Source organism: Paenibacillus sp. ATY16 (assembly GCF_003399985.2).
Classification (GTDB): domain Bacteria; phylum Bacillota; class Bacilli; order Paenibacillales; family Paenibacillaceae; genus Pristimantibacillus; species Pristimantibacillus glycanilyticus.
Genome location: NZ_NMOK02000015.1, coordinates 348,904 through 369,396 on the forward strand (window position 1 = coordinate 348,904; position 20,493 = coordinate 369,396).

Sequence of the window (20,493 nt, forward strand, 5' to 3'; positions counted from 1 at the left end):
CATTCCGACAGACAATGTCATAGGTCCCCAAACGTCAAAAGCACTTCCTCGCCAGTCTTTTTAAGACGGTGAAGAAGTGCGATCAAGCCATTAAGTTGTATATTCATTCGCCAAAATCAGAAATACGCTGGACGTCCAAGTGAATGCGCGATCCCGCAAGCCTTCCCCCGTAACCGCGTCGAAATTCTCGGCCATCCCGCTCCGGTCAAGCATCGCGCAGAACCGCCTCGAGACGGTTTCCGCAAGCTCTCTGTCTCCTGCCGCGGCAGCGCCTTCAACTAAAAGCATGGTTGATGGCGCCCAGATCGGACCCCGCCAGTAACCATCGGAAAGATAGAAGGGACTATTGAGACTTTCCGTCGCCCAGCCGTTAGCCGTCAAAAATCTGCCCTCTTCTCTCAATCCCCGCAGCAGAGCAGCACGGATATCTTCAGGCAGACGACTGCCCAATAGAATCGGTACGAACAGGAGCAGACTGTCTCCTTCCGATTTCTCGTGAGTGCCGGAGCGGCAGGATGCAAACCGTCCGTTGTCCCAGAAATGGGCAATCATTTTTTCTAGTGTGTCCTCGGCAAGCTTCCGCCATCCGACCGCCTCTTCCGCTTTTCCAAGCCGCTCCGCGATGCCGGCCAATACTTCCGATTGAATAATTAGAAAAGCCGCCAAATCCGGGCTTTCGACGGGAATGCCGTTGTTAAACGCCGTACTGTTATCCCATCCGGAGTCATTGCCGTGATTGTATTGCGGTATGCCGTCGCCATCATTATCGCGGTACCGGAACCACCAATTTGTCCATTTGGATAAAGGCCCGTATACCTCAGCAAGCTGCTCCTCTTGGATAAAATCCGTTCTCGCCATCATCCAAGCAAGCGTCCATCCGTGAATAGGCGGTTTGTTGCAATTCCATAACGCATACTTATCGTTGATGAAATCCGGGATAAGCCCGCTCTCGTCCTGGCGGTCGAAGAAGATCATGAACTGATCCCAAGCCAGCTTCGGATCGTGGCGTACGAGCGCCATGGCGTTAAAGCAGTGATCCCAGCTCCAAATATTCGTCATCCAGTTCTTCGACATATACATAGCGGGACGCGTCAGGCATCCTTCCGCCGGAACAAGGCAGGACCAGGTAATATAGGAAGCAAGAGCACGGCTATCTTCCCAGCGTTCGGGCATCGGCAAGCTGTTATTCAGCCACTGGCTAAACTCTTCCTTCACTTCATTTACGATATCATCGAACGGCTTCCAGGCAGCCCGCGGCTCCAGTACGGTCCGGAATTCTTCGATGGCGAATTCGGATTGCCCTGTTGCCCGGTCCGGCAGGAAGTCGGCGATCACGTAAGTGCTTTTGATTTTATCCCATGGCACCTCCATCCGCAGGTCTCCGACAAGCGCCGTAAGCCTGAACCGGCATTCGTGGGTGAAGCTGTTGACCTCCCATCTGCCGGGTGACTCTTGAAACGCGTAATCATAGGCGGATGTACGGAACGTTAATCGGATTCCGCAGCCGCTTGTCCGGACGCGGAACGTCCGGCTGTCGGAAATGCAGATCTCGGCCGTTAAGCCGCATTCCGATGCCAGCTTCACCCGCTCAGGCGAGGCTGCCGAGTTGAACGGTACGGCTTGGCCGCCTTCATCCAGCATGACGACATGAAAAGCCTCGCCGAATTTATCATCGCCGCCGCGAACGGTACGCAGGTACAGACCTTGTTCTCTATCTTGGGCTTCAGGCAGAATCGAGACCGCCAGGAACGAGTCTCTCCGACTGAACGGAACGATATTTAAGTCAAAGTTCATCATAATCTCCCTCTCGACTTCGTCGTATACGCTTTCATTTTATCGAAAGGGGAGTTCGGCCGTAACCGACAGTTGTTTTCAGAGGGGAGGGTAATTGTTTCGCAGCGGGATTTTTTCGAATGAAAAGAGGCAATTTGTTCGGAGAATATCGTGTTTTTGTTCGATGCGAACCGGCGGATAAACATCCGTAACTATGTAAATACTTTGCAAGAGGTGATGGACTGTGGAAGCGTTCAGAGCAAAGGAGATCGCCGATTCACCGGATGCGATAACCGTATCTTATTTCGGCGTCCCCGTTTTTATCGAGCATGTTAATGTAGGGGCAGGTACGGCGAGAATTCATCCGATGGCCACGCCGGAAGAAGAGCAGACGGTACCGGTCGAGGTGCTGGAGGAAGAATTCAACGACGAATCCGATGTATCGTTTGTGTGAGCGAGGAAGGGGATAAGGTTCTTGTCATCCGCTAATGACGGGAACCTTATCCCCTCCTTTTTTATTCATCCAATGTTCTTAACCGGTTTAGCTTCAGAATCACCGCAACAGCTTCCGCTCTTGTCGCCTCGGCTTCGGCAATCCCTCCCTATCTTTCTTCTAAAAAAGAATTATAGGGAACTTGGCTTCGCTCTCTCAACCAACTAAAGTTGGTATTTACAACAATCCCATTCCCTTTGCTCTCGAGATGGCCTGCACCCGATTCTTGACCTGCAGCTTCTCGTAAATGTTATAAGCGTACTTCTTGACCGTCCCCGTGGAGAGAAAAAGCTGCCGGCCGATTTCTTCGTTCGAAAGACCCTCGCCGATTTTCCGCAATACTTCCCGTTCCCGCTCGGTCAACTTGATGGCTGGGATTTCTTTCGCCCGGGTATAGGAAGCAGTCCAACCGCCTTCGTAAATCCTCTCACGTAACAGATTCGCGTATGCAGCCATTTCTCCATCCAGCTTAGCTTCGCTTAACCACCGCTCGAATAGAGGAGTTAATGCTTGTCCCTCGTCCATGAAAATGCGGATAAAACCTTCCGGGTGCGCTAATTCGCAGGCTTGTGCCAACGCAAAGGCGGCACTGGCGTAATCCGCCAGCTCCTTGTGGCATAAGGCCTGAAGCAGCAGCGCTTCAATTCGGCTTGCAATCCGGTCCGCCTGTTTCGCTTCCAGGCTAATTCGCGAGAGCCATCCCAAAGCCTTGCGCAGCTCGCCCTGCGACATCAAGACGCGCGCCAAAGTAAAGTTCTCGTATTCGCGGCTCACATCCGCGCGCTCCATGATTCGAATACGGCGGGCATTAATCCATGCGGCAGCTGCCTCGGTTTCTCCCGCGGCAAGCTGCAGTCTCGCCAGTCTTGCTTCCACGATCATCTGCCAGCGTGGAGAACGGCATTCCCTCATCTCTTCAATCGCGCGAAGGATGACGTCCCTGGCCTGATCCAATTGCCCTTCCGCTTGCAAAATTTTGGACAGCAGGATGTATCCAGGCGCTAAAGCCGCGGGATTGCGCGGAAACGACCCGCCATATAGCGCCTTTTCAAGAGTTAGCCGCGATTCTGCAATGCGATTGAGTTCGTATAACAAATCCGCAAGCAAAATCACGCCCAAGCCCTCCAGGCTCCGATGCAGCACAAGCGAGAGCTTCTCATCGGCCGAAACGTGTGAAGACAAATAAGCGATTTTGCGCAGTCTGCCGCCAAATCCGACTGGACCGCGGTACAGCAGAGCCTCGCCCATGTTCACGACATTCGCAATCGATCCATGCCGCACCAATAAATCCAGATTGCTTTTCAGCTGTCCGATGAACCCGTCAATATCCCCTTCATAATAGGAAAGCGAGTTGCCGTACATCCGGATATGCACTTGCATTTCCTTTACCCGTTCGCTTTCAATCAGCCCGGGCTCCGTATCCAATAAGGCTGTAACTTGATCCAAATACCGGCGGGCTTCAGCCGCCCGCCCTTTCGCGGCTTGTACGCTTTCCTGGAAAAAGAACAGATTCGTAAACCTTACGATGCTTCTGAGCGGCATCTCGCTAAGCCATCGAAGCAGATCAGCCTCTTCTCCGCTTCCGATTATTTCAGGCAAATGCCGTTCCATGTATTGGCCGGCCGAATCGAAATCCTCCGCAGCCAGCGCATGCTTGATCGCTTCCCGATACAAGCCGCGTTCTCCGAACCATCGATGAGCTTTCCGGTGAAGCTCGCTTCTTGTTGCCTGGTCACAGGTTTCGTCCAATCGATTCCGGAGCGCCTCCGCAAAAAGATGATGATATTTATACCAGGTACGCGTATCGTCGAGCGGGCTGACAAACAGATTAGATTTTTCCAAATAGGCAATCGCGGAAGCGGAGTTCGTCGAATCGGTCACCGCATCGCATAGCGATACGGAAAAGCGCTCCAGAATGCTTGTGCGCAGCAAAAAGCTCTGCACATTCTGCGGCTGCCGATGGATAACCTCGTCGATCAGGTAATCAAATACGTACCGGTTATGACCGTCGAAGGAACGAAGAAAATTCTCGTTGCCGCCTGTTGCGGCCAAGGAATGAAAGGCCAGAATCAGTCCTACCGCCCAGCCTTCGGTTTTGGCGTCAAGCTCCGTCATTTCTTCAGGCGTAAGCCTTGTCTCCGACGTCTTGTTTTGAAGCTCCATCGCTTCATCCGCCGTGAACCGCAGATGACGTCCGTCCAGCTCCAGCACCTGTCTCCGCGCCCGCATCCGTGACAGCGGAAGCGGCGGAACCGTGCGGCTGACGATGACGAGATGAAGAGCCGGGGGCAGATGGTCAAGCAAATAAGCGAGGCCGTTATGAATAGACGGATTATCGATGAAATGAAAGTCGTCCACCACAAGTATCGTCTCCTCGGCAATCCGACCCGTTAACTCGTTCAGGAAAAAGGACATCGCCGACTCCGCGGACGTCTCGCCGAATGAGAGGAAGATCGGCATCGCCGCTTCGTAGAAGCCCGGAATCGTCCGGTTAATCGCCGCGGCCGCACAGCTCCAAAACCGCACGAACGTATTATCGGCCGGTTCAAGCGACAGCCAGGCTGCGCGAGCCGCCCGCCTGCTGATCCAGCCGCTGACCAGCGTTGTTTTGCCGAATCCGGCAGGCGCCGCTACCACCGTCAGCCGGCAGGTGTTCGACCGGTCCATAATACTCGACAGTCTCGGCCGCTCGACATAATTGGATGCCGCATTTGGAACAAGCAGCTTGGATACGGCAATTGGCCCCCGTTCGGAACCGGGGATCGCATTTAATTCCATTCCTTGATTTCCCTCCCCATAAAAGCGCGGTAATTCGACATAAACTAACAAGAATTATACACTTTTTGGAACCCGCCTACTTGAAAATAATAGAATAAATTTGATTATTTTATTATGTAGCTATGAACATGACACACAATTTGATAATAATGGTAAAAAAGAATGACCTCGATCTCGAGAGCGGTCAGAGCAATCAGACCTTGTAAATAAAGAGCACCCGCTCCATTCGACGATGAATGGCGGGTGCTCTTTTCTCTTCATCAACGGATTGCGACTACTTCTTTATAATCTTTATTATTCTAACTATCCCCCATATAACAAAAGTTAAAATAACGGCTAATACCAAAACTTGTATTAACAAAGTCGACCATACTATGTGCATAGTAAATTTCCTCCACTTCAGTTGCTTATTTACTTTTTACTATTAAATAAATATATGAACAAGGGCCTATTCTACCTATTTAATTCAGAGGCCACTTACATACTATGCATAACAAAAACCGGCATCGGATCTCTGATCTGCTGCCGGTTTGTTTTAAATTAATTGATGTTGTCTGTCTAGCCTTTTAGCTTAAGCTCAACTCGCCTTCGCGAGTCTCGTACCGCGAACGGATGCCACGGCATATACGATGAGCGATGTCCAGATGAGCGCGAACCCGACAAGCAGCACCGGAGAGACCGATTCCTTGAATATGAATATGCTTAACAACAACATAATCGTCGGCCCAATGTATTGTACGAATCCAAGTGTGGACAACGCCATGCGAGCGGCAGCCCGCGCAAAGAAGAGCAGCGGCAATGCCGTAACCACGCCTGACAAAAGCAGTTCGATGAACGTGGACGCGGGCAGCGTCCATGCCGTCGTTTTCCCCGCGGCAGCCAAGTAAATCCAGTAACCAAGCGCGACGGGCAGGACGACTGCCGTTTCCGACAGCAAGCCAACAGAGGCGTCTTGCGCGATCTTTTTCTTCGCTAAGCCGTACAAGCCGAACGACGCGGCCAGCGATATCGCGACCCACGGGAACCGCCCGTAGTCGATGGCAATGATGAGCACTGCCAATCCAGCGATGGCAATCGCGAGCCATTGGCCACGGTTGGGCTTCTCGCGAAGGAAGACAACCGCCAGCAGAACGTTCAGCAACGGGTTCAAATAATAACCGAGACTTGTCTCTACGACATGACCGTTGTTGACCGCCCAGATGAAGATCAGCCAATTCGCCGCGATCAGCAGTCCGCTCGCGGCGAGTGGAAGCAGAAGCGTGCGGCTGGACGCAATCCGCTTCATGTCGCCCCAGCGGCGCTGGACGGCAACAAGAATACCCATGAAGACGAACGACCAGACGACCCGATGGGACAGAATCTCTCCCGCAGGCACGTCGTTAAACAATTTCCAATATAGGGGGAGAACTCCCCACATGATATACGCAATAATGGCGTTTACCAATCCGCTGTTCATAACCATTTCCCCACTTCTCGCTCCGATGTCTGAACGGATTATACACCTAGATCTGTGCTTATACAAAGGAAAAAATTAGTAGATTGGCAACAAGCCGCATTCGTGTATATCCCAATCCGGCTAACGATATCTGTATTGTCCCTGACATCTTTCCCATTCCTGATTAATCGGTTTGGAGTACCTCATCCCGGCACTCATCTATATAACGTTTATGCCGATCTTTCATGGGCTCCGTAATATGCTCTTTGCAAAAAAGAGGTTCTTCTTCGATGCTAAGAAACCTCTCAACAAGCTTCAGGTTTTCTTTCCCTTCAAATTCAACGATATGTATCTCCTCCAGTAGAACTGTCGCCTTCGCGCTGTCTAAAAAACTAGCCATGTCATAATGAATAGCTCCATCATACCCCAACTCTTTCATGTTTTTCTGAAAACCGGAATCCGATTTAAGCTTGTCGAGTTGAGTTTGAACCTTTTTCCCAACGCCCCCTTGCGCTCCGGATCCCCCTAAGTAAAGCACCTTTTTTTTGGAGCAATAGCTCGTCTGGCCATAAAAAATGTAAAGTCCGGGGAAATTCATATCGAATATTTCCTCCTTACTTTGAGGGGATACATCATATACCTTTGGCGGAATAATGGCTTTTGATTTGGAATACTGCTTCTTAAATCCTTCAAGAAGCGCTTCTAATATTTTATCCATATTAGCGATCACCCTTTCCTTCAACTATATTTATTACGCTGCCCTGCCCAATAGTTCAACAAATAAGCAGCCAGCGTAAAATGAACGCTGGCTGCTTATAAGAATAAGGATAAAGTTTCAAACTTACACCGTTAAATCATTTTCCGATTTTATTCGAATGGCTTCTTGTAACAGCCTTTGGAGAACGGCTGCAAAAACGGCGATCACCATTGAGGCGAAAATAATGGCTGTTCCCATTGGCATGAAGCTTGGAGGATCAACTTTTTGCGCCATGAGATAGTAGAGCGGCATACCTAGCAGGTACAAGATACTGATGGTGATGCCACAATATTTTATATTCTTTAAAGCCTTAACGGATAATTCCGAGAACGCTTGATTGTTATCGATATAGCTTAAAAGTTTAAAGGCTTGATACAAAGCAAAGTAAAAAGGTATCGCTGCCGCGTACATATCGATTAGAACGAGAGGCTTTATATAAGCAAGATCCGGATAAGATTCTCCAGCAAAATCCCCGATTTTGGGCACTAAAAAAATGCACAAAGCAAGAACCGGAATTCCAATAAGAATAACGGCCATCTTCAAAAAAAGTGTTGTTCCCCGTTTCATAAAAGCACCTCGCTAATTTAATCACAAAATGACCTTAACATAAAATTTATTGTTTTACAATAAATTAGAATTGTTTTTCATTATATTCTGATTGTGAATATAAGGTAGCTGCTTTTTTCGACACATGAGACAACTCAACTTAATATCCTACATTAGCCCCTTAATGTAAAAGGAGAGTTTTTATGGGAAGCGACTTCATCTATGACTACATCGTAGTGGGTACAGGACCTGCAGGAGCGGTCATCGCCAAAACCTTGTCCGACGATAAAAGAACATCCGTCCTTGTTCTGGAAGCAGGCGGAAACAATGATAAAGATAAACCGATTAGCGACTCGACGATGGCTTCCGAGTTGGAGGAACAATACTTCCCTCAGTATTTCTGGCAAGGAGAAGGTGTTCCGCAAGCGGGGCTAGACGATCGAACGTTTGAATGGACGACAGGACGTCTCTTGGGAGGCGGTTCATCGATAAACGGGGAACAATACGTACGCCCAACAAGCAAGGTATTCAAAGAATGGGAAAGGCTGCTCGGGCCTCTCTGGTCTCCAAATCGAGCGGTTCAGCGGTTTAAAAGACTTGAAAGATATAACGGGAAAACAAATAATACCTTGGCGCACGGTTATCATGGGCGCATTGACATTCGTCAGGCTCCCGTAAATCCGACATCCATGGCAAAAAAAGTAGTTACCGCAATTGAGCGAGCTACCGGATTCTCTGAAATTCTCGATTATAATGACCCGAGAACCCCAATTGGCCCCTTTACCCGATGGCAATTGTATCAGAATCCGAATGGCAGAAGAGAAAGCTCCTCCACTGCCTTTTTATCTTCCGATATATTAGCGCTGAATGGTCGGGGAGTAAATGGCCGTAAATTAACATTACTTTCCGATTCGACTGCGTTACGCGTGATTTTTTCCAATAAGCGAGCTAGCGGAGTCGAATTCCTAAAAAGCGGTAAGCGTATAATCGCGCGCGCAAGGAAAAAAGTCATTATTGCAGCGGGTATTAACAGCGCCCAGCTCTTAATGCTATCCGGAATCGGATCCTCAAAAACACTGAAGGATGCTGGAATTCGCTGCGTCTTCCATAATTCGAACGTGGGTAAAAGCTTAAGAAATCACACACTGAACTTTGCGGTATTTCAATCAAATCCGCACGACAGGCCTTTACCTTCCAATGATCCTAATGCCCTTTATACCGGAGGCGCTTTCCTGCCTGCCCCTTTGGAAATAGACGGCAGGCGCCGTCGGGCGGTTCAGATTCTGGGTATTGGTTCCGAAGACGATACGTTAACGTTAGGTTTAATTTATCTGCACCCGAAAAGTCGCGGTTCCATTCGAATCCAAAACAAAGACCCTCTTAAAATCGTGCTCGCAGATGAAGGCTTTCTCGATAATCCGAGTGATATGGAAGCCATAAAAAACATTTACAAGATCTATGTAAAAGATATAGCTGCTGAACTAAACTCCATAGATCCAACATATCGCCTCATTTCACCAACGCTTGAAACGATAGATGACGATAGCGAACTCGAGCAATTTATTAGAGAAAATTTCGACCACAATCATCATCAGCAAAGCTCGCTTCGCATGGCCCCCTTAAGCAAGGGCGGGGTCGTTGACCGGAGGGGACACGTTCATGGGGTGAAAAATTTAATTGTTGCGGATGCTTCCATTATCCCATTTACCGTGGATGGAAACACCTCGGCTGCGGCCTACCTAATCGGATACACGATCGCTGAACAAATCAAAAGGATGGATAAAAGGAAAAAGAGGAGGATTCGAGGAAGATTCGAAAATAGCGAAGAATAACCTAAAATCTCATACTTTCAGTTATTCATAAGGGCACTCTATGTTCAGAGTGCTTTTTACCGTTTTTTCTGTCGTTGCCAAAAAGAGAATGCCCCGCCTAGGATTTTCCTTATCTCTTTAGTGAACGAATTCTATGAAACTATGAATCTATTAAATAAGCACTAGCACAGGTGAATCTATTAAATCGTGAATACAATATATTACTTTACAGCTAGAAGGAGTGATAAGATTGAAAATGAAAAAATTCAAAAAAACAACGGCAAAAAGAGTGACCAGAAGCAGCAAAATGAAATCGCAATTGGTTACGATGCTGCAGAATCAAGCTAGTATAAATAACTTTGTCGCCGCCTTGAGTACCGGTGTCATTAATAAAAGTACGGCTGTCACTATTGCCCATACCGAAATCTTGAATCGCCGAAATTCAGCCATTGCCGTAAGGGTCATCGTTATCAACTGGGATTCCGGTTCACCTGTCGTGCTGAGTACCACGAACCGCGTAATTCCGGCTAACACGTTCAGCAGCTTTTCGACCAATGTAGGCGGTATCCAATTTCATTACGAGGTTGTCGTTTTAACTTCAAGAACTTCAAACGTCATTATCAACAACTTCGGTACCAACGCCGCCTTTGTACCGCAGGAAGGCAGTACGGTATTGAATAATGACTTGGTTAGAATCAGTATCTAATAGCAAAGTCCGAAAGTAACTGAAAAGCCCTCGCATCGACCATGATTGGTGATGCGAGGGCTTAAAACTTGTTATCCCCCATCCTCTGATATGCCTGCCGACGTCTGCAGGTTAGCTGGTTGTGCTTCGCACTCTCCTGCGCGCTACGCCGGAGGCATAAGCAGCTTGAATAACTGCCTCCTTCACCCGTTCTGCAACATGCGGATTAAATACGCCCGGGATGATGTAATGCTCGCCTAATTCCTCTTCGCTCACGACGTCTGCGATTGCCTGGGCCGCAGCCAGCTTCATCGCTTCCGTAACGTGGGAAGCCCGGCAATCCAGCACGCCCCGGAATAGACCCGGGAAGCACAGCACGTTGTTAATCTGGTTCGGATAATCCGAGCGCCCGGTTGCCATAACGCGGACAAGGCCCTCGGCTTCCTCCGGCAAAATCTCCGGAGTCGGATTAGCCATCGCGAACACAATCGGATCGGCAGCCATCCGTTCAATATCCGTGCGCTTTAGTACGCCCGGGCCCGAAACACCGATGAAAATATCCGCGCCTTCGATAACATCGGACAACGCTCCGCTCTCCATCTCCGGATTCGTATGCTCCGCATACCAGCGCCATGCTTCGTGCGCATAGCTGTTGCCTCGTACAAGCGCTCCTTCCCGGTCAACGCCTACAATCCGCGTTACTCCCGCTGCCTGCAATATTTTCGTGCATGCAATGCCTGCCGCGCCGATACCGCACAGTACGATCTTGCAATCTGTGAGCTGCTTGCCGACTAGCTTCACGGCATTATACAATCCAGCCAGTAGAACAACGGCAGTTCCGTGCTGATCGTCATGAAAAACCGGAATATCCAGTTCCTCAATCAGCCGCTCTTCGATCTCGAAGCAGCGCGGGGACGAAATATCCTCCAAATTAATGCCGCCGAAGGCCGGGGCGATCCGTTTGATCGTAGCGATGATTTCTTCCGTATCCTGCGTATCCAGACAGATTGGGAAAGCGTCAACGCCAGCCAGCTGCTTGAACAGCATTGCCTTGCCTTCCATGACCGGCATCGCAGCGAGCGGGCCGATGTTGCCAAGACCCAGAACGGCACTTCCGTCCGATACGACCGCAACCGTATTGCGTTTAATGGTCAGCTTGTGGGCACTGCTTGGATTGTCGTGAATAGCCATGCAGATGTTGGCGACACCGGGGGTATAGACACGGGAGAGATCGTCCCTTGTTTTGATGGTCATTTTGGGTGTTACCTCGATCTTACCGCCCAGATGCATCAGGAAGGTCTGATCGGACACTTGCAGCACCGTTACTCCTGGCAGATGGTCCAGCATACGGACGATGACATCCTTGCTCGCCGCATCCACAATATTAATCGTCAAATCCCGAACGGTCGACGTTCTGCCGTTGCCGCTTACGTCGATGGCGACAATATCGCCGCCCGCTTTGCCGATTGCCGTAGCAATCAAGCCAAAAGTTGCCGCCTCCTTGTCCATCTCCAGCCGGATGACGATGTTGCTGCTCCCTGTTTTCGGCATAGCCATTCTTCTCAGCTTCCCTTCCAGTTCAACTTTGGTATCCGCTAACGTGTCAACGTAACCGGCAGGCCGTGCTTTTCGAACAACCGGGCCATAACCGCCTTCGCTTCCAGCTCGTCCGGACCGTGAATTTCCAGTTCATATTGCGAATCATGCAGCAGAGACAGACTGAGTCCAAGAATGCTCTTCACATCGATCACCCGGTTGTCTACCTTCATCACGATGCTCGATTGAAACGTGTTGGCCGTTTGATTGATTTCAACAATCGTTCTAGTGCCTAAGCCATCCATAAGAGCGCCTCCATTTGTTTCTAGGATTGCACATCCTGCCTTATAACCGTGTGCAGTTTGCGCTGCATCAGCTTGCCAGCTGTCACGATGGCAACGGCAAGCAGCACCGGAAGCAAGCTGTGAACGATTGGCGGCCATGTATCCACTGCATGCGCGACTCTCTCATCGCCAATGATCATTTCGCCAGCGGTATATCCAAGCAATGCGACGCCCAGCACGATAATGATCGGAAATTTCTTCATTAATCGCATGATTAGCGTGCTTCCCCAAATAATCAATGGAATGCTTATCGCAAGTGCCAGGCCGATGAGCGCATAGTTGCCATCCGCCGCGCCGGCAACGGCCAGAACGTTATCCAGACTCATAACCAGGTCGGCGATTAGAATCGTTTTAATAGCCGCGCCGAGTTCGCTGCTGGATGCCAGCTCCCCCTCTTCGTCGCCCCCCTTCATCAGCTTCAAAGCGATCCATATGAGCAGCAGCCCTCCGGCCAGCTGGACGAAAGGGATATGCAGCAGCCAAACAGCGGCAAACGTTAGTACGATTCGCAGCGCAATAGCGCCAAAGCTTCCAAAGAAGATCGCTTTCTTCTGCTGCTCCTCGGGTAAATTGCGGCAAGCCAGGGCAATAACGACAGCATTATCGCCGCTGAGCACGATATTGATCAGCATAATTTTGAGCAGGCCGAGAAGAAGCCACTGCAGATCCACCTTAAAAAACCTCCTATCCGTTTAGCCTTCTTCGTTAATGATGACCTTCTTGCCGCGCAGCTTCAGTAGAAGCGGAATGCTAATCCACAACACTCCGATAATAAGGAAGGCGAGGGATACCGGCTTTTGCAGGAAAATCATGAAGTCGCCGTTCGAAATCGTCAAAGCCCGCCGCATATTGTTCTCCATCATCGGGCCGAGAATAAGGCCAAGAACGAGCGGAGCGAGCGGAAAATCATTCTTGGACAATACATAGCCGATGACGCCGCAAGCCATAATGAGCAGCAAATCGAAGGTTGAATACTGCACCGCGTATACCCCGAATACAGAAAAAACAATAATAAGCGGAATTAAATATTTGGCCGGCGTCTCGATGACCTTGGCGAACAGCTTGACGAGCGGCATGTTCAGAATAAGGAGCATCAGGTTGCCGACGAACATGCTGGCGATAACGCCCCACGCGAGCTGCGGGTGATCCTGGAATAGCAAAGGACCCGGCTGAACGTTGTACATAATGAACGCGCCCATAAGAATGGCCGTCGTGCCCGACGAAGGAATACCCATTGTAAGAAGCGGAATCATCGCGCCGCCGGAAGCCGCGTTGTTCGCCGATTCCGGTGCGGCTACGCCAGCGATAGCGCCTTTGCCGAACTTCTCCGGGTTTTTGCTAAGCTTCTTCTCCATCACATAGGAAAAGAAGGAGGCCAGAATCGCGCCGGCGCCGGGAAGCAGGCCGATGAAGAAGCCAAGCACGGAGCCGCGGGCGATCGGCCCTGCGCTGTCTTTCATATCCTGCTTGGTCGGGAGGATACGATTGATCTTGGCAATTTCGCCATCGCTATTCTCACGCTCCAAAATCGTCTTGAACACTTCGCCGACGGCGAACATGCCGACTGCGATGGTCAAAAACTCAAGTCCTTGATAAAGCTCCGGCATTCCGAAAGTAAAACGCTCGACGCCCGATACGCTGTCGATGCCGATCGTCGCCAGCAGCAGGCCGAACGCCGTCATCATCAGCGCCTTCACCATCGATTTGCCCGCCAGGCCGCTGATCGCCAACAAGCCGAGCACCATCAGGGAGAAATATTCGGCAGGGCCGAACTTGATTGCGACAGCCGACAGCGGCTGTGCAAGAAAAATGAGACCGATGAGCGAAATAATGCCTGCAGCGAACGAGCCGATTGCCGAAATCGCGAGCGCGGCGCCAGCCCTGCCCTGCTTCGCCATTTGATAACCGTCGAGCGTAGTGACGACCGATGAGGATTCGCCTGGCGTATTTAGCAGGATTGAGGTGGTAGAACCGCCATACATCGCCCCGTAATAAACCCCTGCAAGCAATATGATCGAGCTGGTGGCTGCTTCCTCGGGTCCGAGCCCTCCGGTCATGGTAGCCGTAATGGGGATAAGGAGTGCAACACCGCTCATCGGGCCGATGCCGGGCAGCACGCCAACGACGGTGCCGATCAGCACACCCAGGAAGACGAAAACAACGTTATGCCACTGCATGGCCGTGGCCAGTCCATGCGCCAAATAATCAATTGTGCTCATCGAGTAACCTCCTAGGAGATGCCAAGCCAAGCTGGGAAACCTGGCAGAGAGCCGTCCAGCACGTTGACAAAAAGATAATAAACGCCATACGAGAAGCAAGCCGCAATAAGAACCGATTTCCAAAGCTTGCCTCTTTCCATCGTCTGAAAGCCGATCATTAGGAACAGAAACGTCGAGATGACAAAGCCAATGTCCTCCAGGAAGAAGGCATATAAGACGGCTGCGGCGAAAATAATGCCGAACCGTTTGTAGTCAAGGTTGGATTTGCTTTTGTGCTGCTGCTGTTTGCGAAATGTCTCGTAGATGAGTCTTACGCTCATCAAGGACAGAAAACCGCCCAGAAACATAGGGAAAATGTTCGCCCCAACATTGCTGCCGTAGGAGCTTGCCGTAATGGATCTGCTGCCGATCATAAATGCGATTCCGATCGCACAGAAAACGATGCCTGCATAGCGGTCGAAAGAAAGGTTCATCCAGGTCACTCTCCTCTGTAAGCAATAGGGGAGAAGATTCCCCCCTATTGCTGCATGGTTTCTCTATTTTTGCATGCTAAGCGCCGTCAGCATTTCGTTAAGCTGCGTTTCTTGCTGTCCCAGGAATGCTTTGAAATCTTCCGCGTTTTTGTAATCGGTCTGCCAGTTATTGGCCGTCATTTCCGATTTCCATTGCTCCGATTCTACCATCGCCTTGAGCTTCGTATCCCAGAAGGACTTAGCATCCGCACTCATCTCCTTCGGACCGAAGATGCCGCGCCAGATGAGAAACTCTGCGTCAATGCCCTGCTCCTTCAGCGTTGGCACATCCGCCAGACTGCCGCCGGTCAGCCGCTCCGGGGACTCAACCGCGAGAACCTTAATCTTACCGGCCTTTAAGTATTGGTCAAGCGAGGACGCATCCGTGCCCAGCACATCAGCGTTGCCGCCAAGCAGGGCGGTAATCGCTTCGCCGCCGCCGTCATAGGAAACATACTTGACGCTCTTCGGATCAATTCCGTATTTGAATGCAGGCAGAATCGAGACCAGATGATCCATCGAGCCTGGCGCGGACCCGCCAGCTACCGTAAACTTCGACGGATCTGCCTTCATGTCGTCCAAAAGCGATTTCAGGTCGTTGTATTTGGAATCCGCAGCAACGGCGATGGCGCCGTAATCCTTCGTCAATTGCGCCAGCGGCGTCGTATCGTTGTAGCCGTAAGGCGAGTTCCCTTCCTTCTTCAAATGGTTGATCAGAATCGGAGGAGAGCTGACGAACAGCTTATGGTTGTCCTTAACGTCTTTCGTCGCATACTCGGCCATGAATACAGCGCCGCCGCCGCCCGGCTTGTTCTCGACGGTGATGGCCTTATCGGTCGCTTTCGTTTCCGTCAGCACCTTCGTAATCGTGCGCGCCGTCATGTCCCAGCCGCCGCCTGCGCCCGATGGCGCTACGAGCGTCAGCGATTTGCTAGGATAGTTCGAGGAGCCGGAGCCCGATTGGTTTGCTGCGCTGCCGCATGCAGCAAGGCTGAGGGCGAGCAAGGCGATTGGAGCGGCTTTCCAGGATTTCATAAGTATTTTTTTCATGTATGAAGACCTCCCGCATGAAATTTGTTTTTTGTATGCGCTTTCTTTGAAGCGCTTTCAGAATAACATCCGTTTTATCAAATGAGAATGTTAAGGACATAAACGATAATAAAGCGATTGTGGCCATTTTGTTCATTTTGTTCACGGACGTCATTTAAGATAGCGGTTACAAGTTGTGCTACAATAGGAGGAAAAATCGGAGGCGTCCTGCATGCGGCTGCAAACGAAGCTCATTCTTATTATCTGTTCCCTGCTCGCTTTCGTCATTATTAGTTTGGGCGGCATTTTCTACGTTGTCATTACTACCCTGCTGGAGAAGCAAATCGGGGAGCAGGCGCTCAAGGTTGCGGAGACGCTTGCAGTCATGCCCGAAATCCGCAGCGCCTTCGACGACAAGAACCCTGCGCTCGTCATACAGCCTCTGGCCGAATCGGTTCGGCTCGAAACCGGCGCGCAATACATCGTCGTTGGGAATCGAGAAGGCCTACGGTACTCCCATCCGATTCCGGAACGAATTGGCGGGCTCATGGTCGGCGGGGACAACGGTCCTGTTCTTGAAGGAAAACCCATTATTTCCAGGGCTACCGGCTCAATGGGCCCTTCCCTGCGCGGCAAAGCTCCGATCTTTGATAAAAGCGGCCGCGTTATCGGCATCGTTTCCGTCGGATTTTTAACCGGCAATGTCAATTCCATCACCGATGCGTATCAAATTGAAGTGATGCTCGTTTCCTTCGTCGTCCTTGTGGTAGGCACGATTGGCTCCATCCTCATTGCCCGCAGCGTAAGGCGGTCCATCCACGGCCTTGAACCGAAGGAGATAGGCGAACTTTATATGGAGAAACAAGCGATTCTGGAATCGATCCGCGAAGGCATCATCGCGATTAACCGAGCCGGACGCATAACACTGGCCAACCGCTATGCGCACCAGCTTCTTGCCATACCCGAGCACGAGAGCATTATCGGCAAGCAGGTGGAGGAGATCATTCCGAATACGGGTCTAATGGATGTTGTTCGTTCCGGACTTGCCCAATCGGATCGGGAGATGCTGATTGGCGAGGAAGAGGTCATTGTGAATCGCGTACCGATCAAAGATTTCCAGAATCGGGTGAGCGGCGCCGTATCCAGCTTCCGCAGCAAATCCGAGCTGTACCGGCTTGCCGAGGAACTATCGCAGGTCAAGCGGTTCGCGGATTCGCTTCGCGCCCAGACCCATGAGTTTTCCAACAAGCTGTACGTGATCTCGGGACTTATCCAGCTCGAGTCTTATCAGGAAGCGATCGAGCTTATTTCAAGAGAAGCTAGCGTTCATCAAAATCTCGTCCAATTCATCATGCGCGAAGTTCCCGACCCGGTAATCGCCGGGCTGCTCATTGGCAAATACAATCACGCCAAGGAGCTGAAGATCACCTTCTTTCTTGACGAGGAAAGCTCCTTCCGCGACATACCGCCTCATATAGACCGAAGTCTGCTGGTCACTATTATCGGCAATCTGGTTGATAATGCGATGGAAGCGGTGCTTGCCCGCAGAGAGCTGGACGAGGATAACAAGCTTACCTCCTTGTTTCTGACCGATCTAGGCGATGATTTAATTATTGAATGCGAGGATAACGGTGTTGGCATACCTGAGGATTTCAGCGAGGCTATATTCAAGAAGGGCTTCTCCACCAAGCAAGGTGAACATCGAGGCATAGGGCTATCTCTAGTTGAGCATGCCATTCATAAACTGAACGGCTACTTGACCTTCAGCCGCAGCTCTCAGGGAGGTACGATTTTTACGGTAGCCATACCAAAATATGCGGATTTAAGCCAGAAGGAGCAATCGAAATGATGACGGAGGCGCCAACTATAGAAGTGCTGATTGTGGAGGACGATGTCAAAATCGCTGAAATCAACAGACGCTTTGTGGAACAAATCGAAGGTTTTCATGTCGTCGGCATTGCTACCGACGAAACGCAAGCCCGGACGCAACTGGAAGTGTTAAATCCCCAGCTCGTGCTGCTCGACATCTACTTTCCCGATACGAACGGATTAAGCATGCTGCACTACATCCGTCAGCATTATCGGGATACGGACGTCATAATGATTACCGCCGCAAGAGAAAGCGAAGCGGTGCGTGAAGCAATCCGTGGCGGTGCATTCGATTATATTATGAAACCGCTCGTCTTTAACCGGCTCAGGGAAACACTCCTTCGCTATGTTGCCTTTCAGACAGAGCTGCACCGTTTAGCGCATTCGCATACCGTTAACCAGAACGATATCGACCGCGTGCTTGCCGGTTCGAGCAAGGTTGAGATTGCTGCAGATTCCATGCTGCTGCCCAAAGGAATTGACAAGCTCACGCTGGAGAAGGTCGTGCAAACGCTCGCCTCCGAGAGCAAGGGCTTGTCGGCTGAGCAGGTTGCGAAGCTGATCGGCACGAGTCGCTCGACGAGCAGGCGGTATTTGGAGCACCTTGTCGGACTAGGCAACGTCTATGCCGATCTGTCCTACGGTGTCGTCGGCCGGCCGGAGCGTGTCTACCGAACGAAGAAATAGAATGGCTGACACAAAGCTATACGTTTTTCTGTGGAAGCTCCACGATTTCGACCGCATATGGCTCCATTGTTAAGGATTGGTCCATATCACAATCGTTGAAGATACTTCTATATATCCCATCAAGCTGTACGGTCTGTGGCTTACGCGTAAGGTTCATTAGGAACAAATATCGTGTTGACTCATTTGCACGCAATGAGATTTGGACACCTTCTGGTAATCCAGGGAATAAGTGCAGGCCTGATTCGTCTGCAGCCTCTTTAAAAAAATCTATATAAAAAGCTTCCTCAGGAATCGTTCCCAAGTAGTACACTTTGCCTTCACACAAAGCGTGAACGGTTGCAGCGGTCTGGCCGGCGAAGAAATCATCTTCGTACCATGCTACCGGTTCCGCACTTTGAGGTGATAAGATGTCACACCATTGACTGCAGGAGTAAGACTTGTTTTGCCAACGAATAGTGTGAGCATCTCTGCCTATTGGATCGTACTCCGCTACAGTGACCCCCGCAGCATCGGAAAGCGGTCCGGGCAAAGGTCGAATCCAACATATGTTATTATGATTCTTCACGCCTGTTCGAGGCATCAATACAAGCGTCGCCCCATTCTTGACGCATTCCTCCAAACGTGACGCTAGATCCGGGTCGAGCAAGAACAGCGAAGGAGCCACAATGAGCTTATATCCGCTCAGGTCTTCATTCTCGCTCAGTACATCTGTCATAATGCCTAGTTTAGTGAAGGCGCGATGAATTGTTTTTATATTATCGAAATAATCCATTCCTTCTACTTGCGGCTGCATCTGAAAGGCGTTAAATTGATCGTGCGAATGAAGGATGACCGCTTCGCTCTGTACTTTTGTCCTTTCTAAGAGAGGAGCAAGTTTCTGTACTTCTTGGCAGAGTCCACGGTACTCTTCAAACCGCCTCCCGGGTACATTACTATGGTCAATCAGCCCGTGCCAGAATTGTTCTGCTCCCGACGGAGCGCTCCGCCACCGGAAATGCACAAGCGTATCCGCTCCACGTGCAATGCATTGCCAAGCAAAGGCTCGTATAAATCCAGGATGCGGCGTACGCCACATTGGCATCCAGCAGCCTGGGGGACCGCTAATCGTCTCCATGATCCAGAAATTCTGCCGTTTGATTCCGCGCGTCAAATCCAAGGTCAATGCTCCACTATATCCACTTGAAACATCCTTTTCCGGACTCGTGCTCGGATAATAATCAAGGGAGACAAAGTCCAGATTCTCACAAAGTTTGTAGTAATCCAGGCTCATCGGATAGCTCCAGATGTTGTGTGTAACGAAATGATTCGGACAATGCTTCTTCAAGATGTTCAATTGCAGTTGTTGGAACTCGACTACCGAATCGGTTTCAAAACGTTTGTAATCCAGCAAATACGATGGATTTTTATGCTTGGTGCCTCCTAGCGGGGTAGTGATTTGTGACCAATTGCTGTATTCCCCGCTCCAAACGACAGTCCCCCATTCTGAGTTGACTGCCTCGATAGAACCATACTTATTTTGCAACCAATCCCGGAACCGCGAATTGCAATGATCGCAGTTGCACTCATGCAGACCGAACTCATTATCAATCTGCCATCCTACGACAGCCGGGTTAGCCGCATAGTGAAGCGCAAGCTTTTCCACGATTAAGGCCGAGTAGTGTCTCATTGAAAGGCTATTATAGCATCGGTGTCCCCGAACTCCGGGATAGTGCGGATGCAGCTGTGCGTCACGCGGCAGTACATCTGGATACTCATGGACAAGCCAATTCGGAGGTGTACAGGTCGGTGTTCCGATGACAACCTGGATACCGTGTTTTGCAAATGTATCGATTGCATCATCAAGCCACGTAAAATCGTAAGTGCCTTCCGTGGGCTCTAATCTAGACCAAGCGAATTCAGCAACACGAATCAGGCTGACGCCCGTATCTTGCATGAGCTTCGCATCTTTCTCCCACATAGAGCGATCCCAATGCTCCGGGTAGTAATCCATTCCCATTCTCATCTAATAATTCTCCGTTT

17 protein-coding genes are annotated in these 20,493 nt (G+C 50.4%); 5 read left to right on the forward strand and 12 right to left on the reverse strand.

What is annotated here, in order from left to right; translation table 11 throughout:
- Positions 1 to 90 precede the first annotated feature (90 nt).
- Entirely contained in the window at positions 91 to 1,794 is a 1,704-nt protein-coding gene (locus tag CFI03_RS09990; protein ID WP_248757302.1) for an amylo-alpha-1,6-glucosidase, read from the reverse strand.
- A gap of 223 nt (positions 1,795 to 2,017) precedes the next feature.
- Between CFI03_RS09990 and CFI03_RS09995 the strand changes: the two genes are divergently transcribed.
- Positions 2,018 to 2,227, forward strand: coding sequence for an H-type small acid-soluble spore protein (locus tag CFI03_RS09995; protein ID WP_201004197.1), 210 nt, complete (start codon positions 2,018 to 2,020; stop codon positions 2,225 to 2,227).
- Between the two features lie 216 nt (positions 2,228 to 2,443).
- Here CFI03_RS09995 and CFI03_RS10000 read toward each other — a convergent pair whose 3' ends face one another.
- The 4 genes from CFI03_RS10000 to CFI03_RS10015 form a co-directional block, all read right to left on the reverse strand.
- Positions 2,444 to 5,044, reverse strand: coding sequence for a winged helix-turn-helix domain-containing protein (locus CFI03_RS10000; RefSeq protein ID WP_248757269.1), 2,601 nt, complete (start codon positions 5,042 to 5,044; stop codon positions 2,444 to 2,446).
- 577 nt (positions 5,045 to 5,621) lie between these two features.
- Complete coding sequence (rarD, locus tag CFI03_RS10005) at positions 5,622 to 6,500, reverse strand: EamA family transporter RarD (protein ID WP_248757270.1); 879 nt, start codon at positions 6,498 to 6,500, stop codon at positions 5,622 to 5,624.
- 163 nt (positions 6,501 to 6,663) lie between these two features.
- Positions 6,664 to 7,197, reverse strand: coding sequence for a hypothetical protein (locus CFI03_RS10010; RefSeq protein ID WP_248757271.1), 534 nt, complete (start codon positions 7,195 to 7,197; stop codon positions 6,664 to 6,666).
- 123 nt (positions 7,198 to 7,320) lie between these two features.
- Positions 7,321 to 7,803: a DUF2975 domain-containing protein gene (locus CFI03_RS10015; protein ID WP_248757272.1), complete on the reverse strand. Its 483-nt coding sequence runs from the start codon at positions 7,801 to 7,803 to the stop codon at positions 7,321 to 7,323.
- 182 nt (positions 7,804 to 7,985) lie between these two features.
- On the opposite strand from CFI03_RS10015, the gene CFI03_RS10020 reads away from it, so the two are divergent.
- Together CFI03_RS10020 and CFI03_RS10025 are read left to right on the forward strand one after the other, a co-directional pair.
- Entirely contained in the window at positions 7,986 to 9,614 is a 1,629-nt protein-coding gene (locus tag CFI03_RS10020) for a GMC family oxidoreductase (RefSeq protein ID WP_248757273.1), read from the forward strand.
- A 229-nt stretch (positions 9,615 to 9,843) separates the two neighbouring features.
- Positions 9,844 to 10,299 (forward strand): hypothetical protein, encoded by a 456-nt coding sequence (locus CFI03_RS10025; RefSeq protein ID WP_248757274.1) that lies wholly within the window; start codon positions 9,844 to 9,846, stop codon positions 10,297 to 10,299.
- A 111-nt stretch (positions 10,300 to 10,410) separates the two neighbouring features.
- Here CFI03_RS10025 and CFI03_RS10030 read toward each other — a convergent pair whose 3' ends face one another.
- From CFI03_RS10030 to CFI03_RS10055, 6 genes are all read right to left on the reverse strand, one after another.
- A complete protein-coding gene (locus CFI03_RS10030; RefSeq protein ID WP_248757275.1) occupies positions 10,411 to 11,835 on the reverse strand; it encodes an NAD-dependent malic enzyme in 1,425 nt (474 codons plus the stop codon).
- A gap of 38 nt (positions 11,836 to 11,873) precedes the next feature.
- Positions 11,874 to 12,119, reverse strand: a complete 246-nt coding sequence (locus CFI03_RS10035) for an HPr family phosphocarrier protein (protein WP_127496734.1) — start codon at positions 12,117 to 12,119, stop codon at positions 11,874 to 11,876.
- Positions 12,120 to 12,139: 20 nt separating this feature from the next.
- Positions 12,140 to 12,790, reverse strand: coding sequence for a TerC family protein (locus CFI03_RS10040; protein WP_127496799.1), 651 nt, complete (start codon positions 12,788 to 12,790; stop codon positions 12,140 to 12,142).
- Positions 12,791 to 12,850: 60 nt separating this feature from the next.
- A complete protein-coding gene (locus CFI03_RS10045; protein WP_201004179.1) occupies positions 12,851 to 14,377 on the reverse strand; it encodes a tripartite tricarboxylate transporter permease in 1,527 nt (508 codons plus the stop codon).
- An 11-nt stretch (positions 14,378 to 14,388) separates the two neighbouring features.
- Positions 14,389 to 14,850: a tripartite tricarboxylate transporter TctB family protein gene (locus CFI03_RS10050; protein WP_248757276.1), complete on the reverse strand. Its 462-nt coding sequence runs from the start codon at positions 14,848 to 14,850 to the stop codon at positions 14,389 to 14,391.
- Positions 14,851 to 14,913: 63 nt separating this feature from the next.
- On the reverse strand, positions 14,914 to 15,939 hold the full coding sequence (locus CFI03_RS10055; RefSeq protein ID WP_481857666.1) for a tripartite tricarboxylate transporter substrate binding protein: 1,026 nt from the start codon (positions 15,937 to 15,939) through the stop codon (positions 14,914 to 14,916).
- A 211-nt stretch (positions 15,940 to 16,150) separates the two neighbouring features.
- Here CFI03_RS10055 and CFI03_RS10060 point away from each other — a divergent pair, with 211 nt between their 5' ends.
- Both CFI03_RS10060 and CFI03_RS10065 read left to right on the forward strand, forming a co-directional pair.
- A complete protein-coding gene (locus CFI03_RS10060; RefSeq protein ID WP_248757277.1) occupies positions 16,151 to 17,767 on the forward strand; it encodes an ATP-binding protein in 1,617 nt (538 codons plus the stop codon).
- On the forward strand, positions 17,767 to 18,474 hold the full coding sequence (locus tag CFI03_RS10065; RefSeq protein WP_248757304.1) for a response regulator: 708 nt from the start codon (positions 17,767 to 17,769) through the stop codon (positions 18,472 to 18,474). Before CFI03_RS10060 ends, CFI03_RS10065 begins: the two co-directional genes overlap by 1 nt.
- 16 nt (positions 18,475 to 18,490) lie before the next feature.
- Here CFI03_RS10065 and CFI03_RS10070 read toward each other — a convergent pair whose 3' ends face one another.
- Positions 18,491 to 20,476 carry a beta-galactosidase gene (locus CFI03_RS10070; protein ID WP_248757278.1) on the reverse strand — a complete coding sequence of 662 codons (1,986 nt, stop codon included), beginning with the start codon at positions 20,474 to 20,476 and terminating at the stop codon, positions 18,491 to 18,493.
- Positions 20,477 to 20,493: the final 17 nt, after the last annotated feature.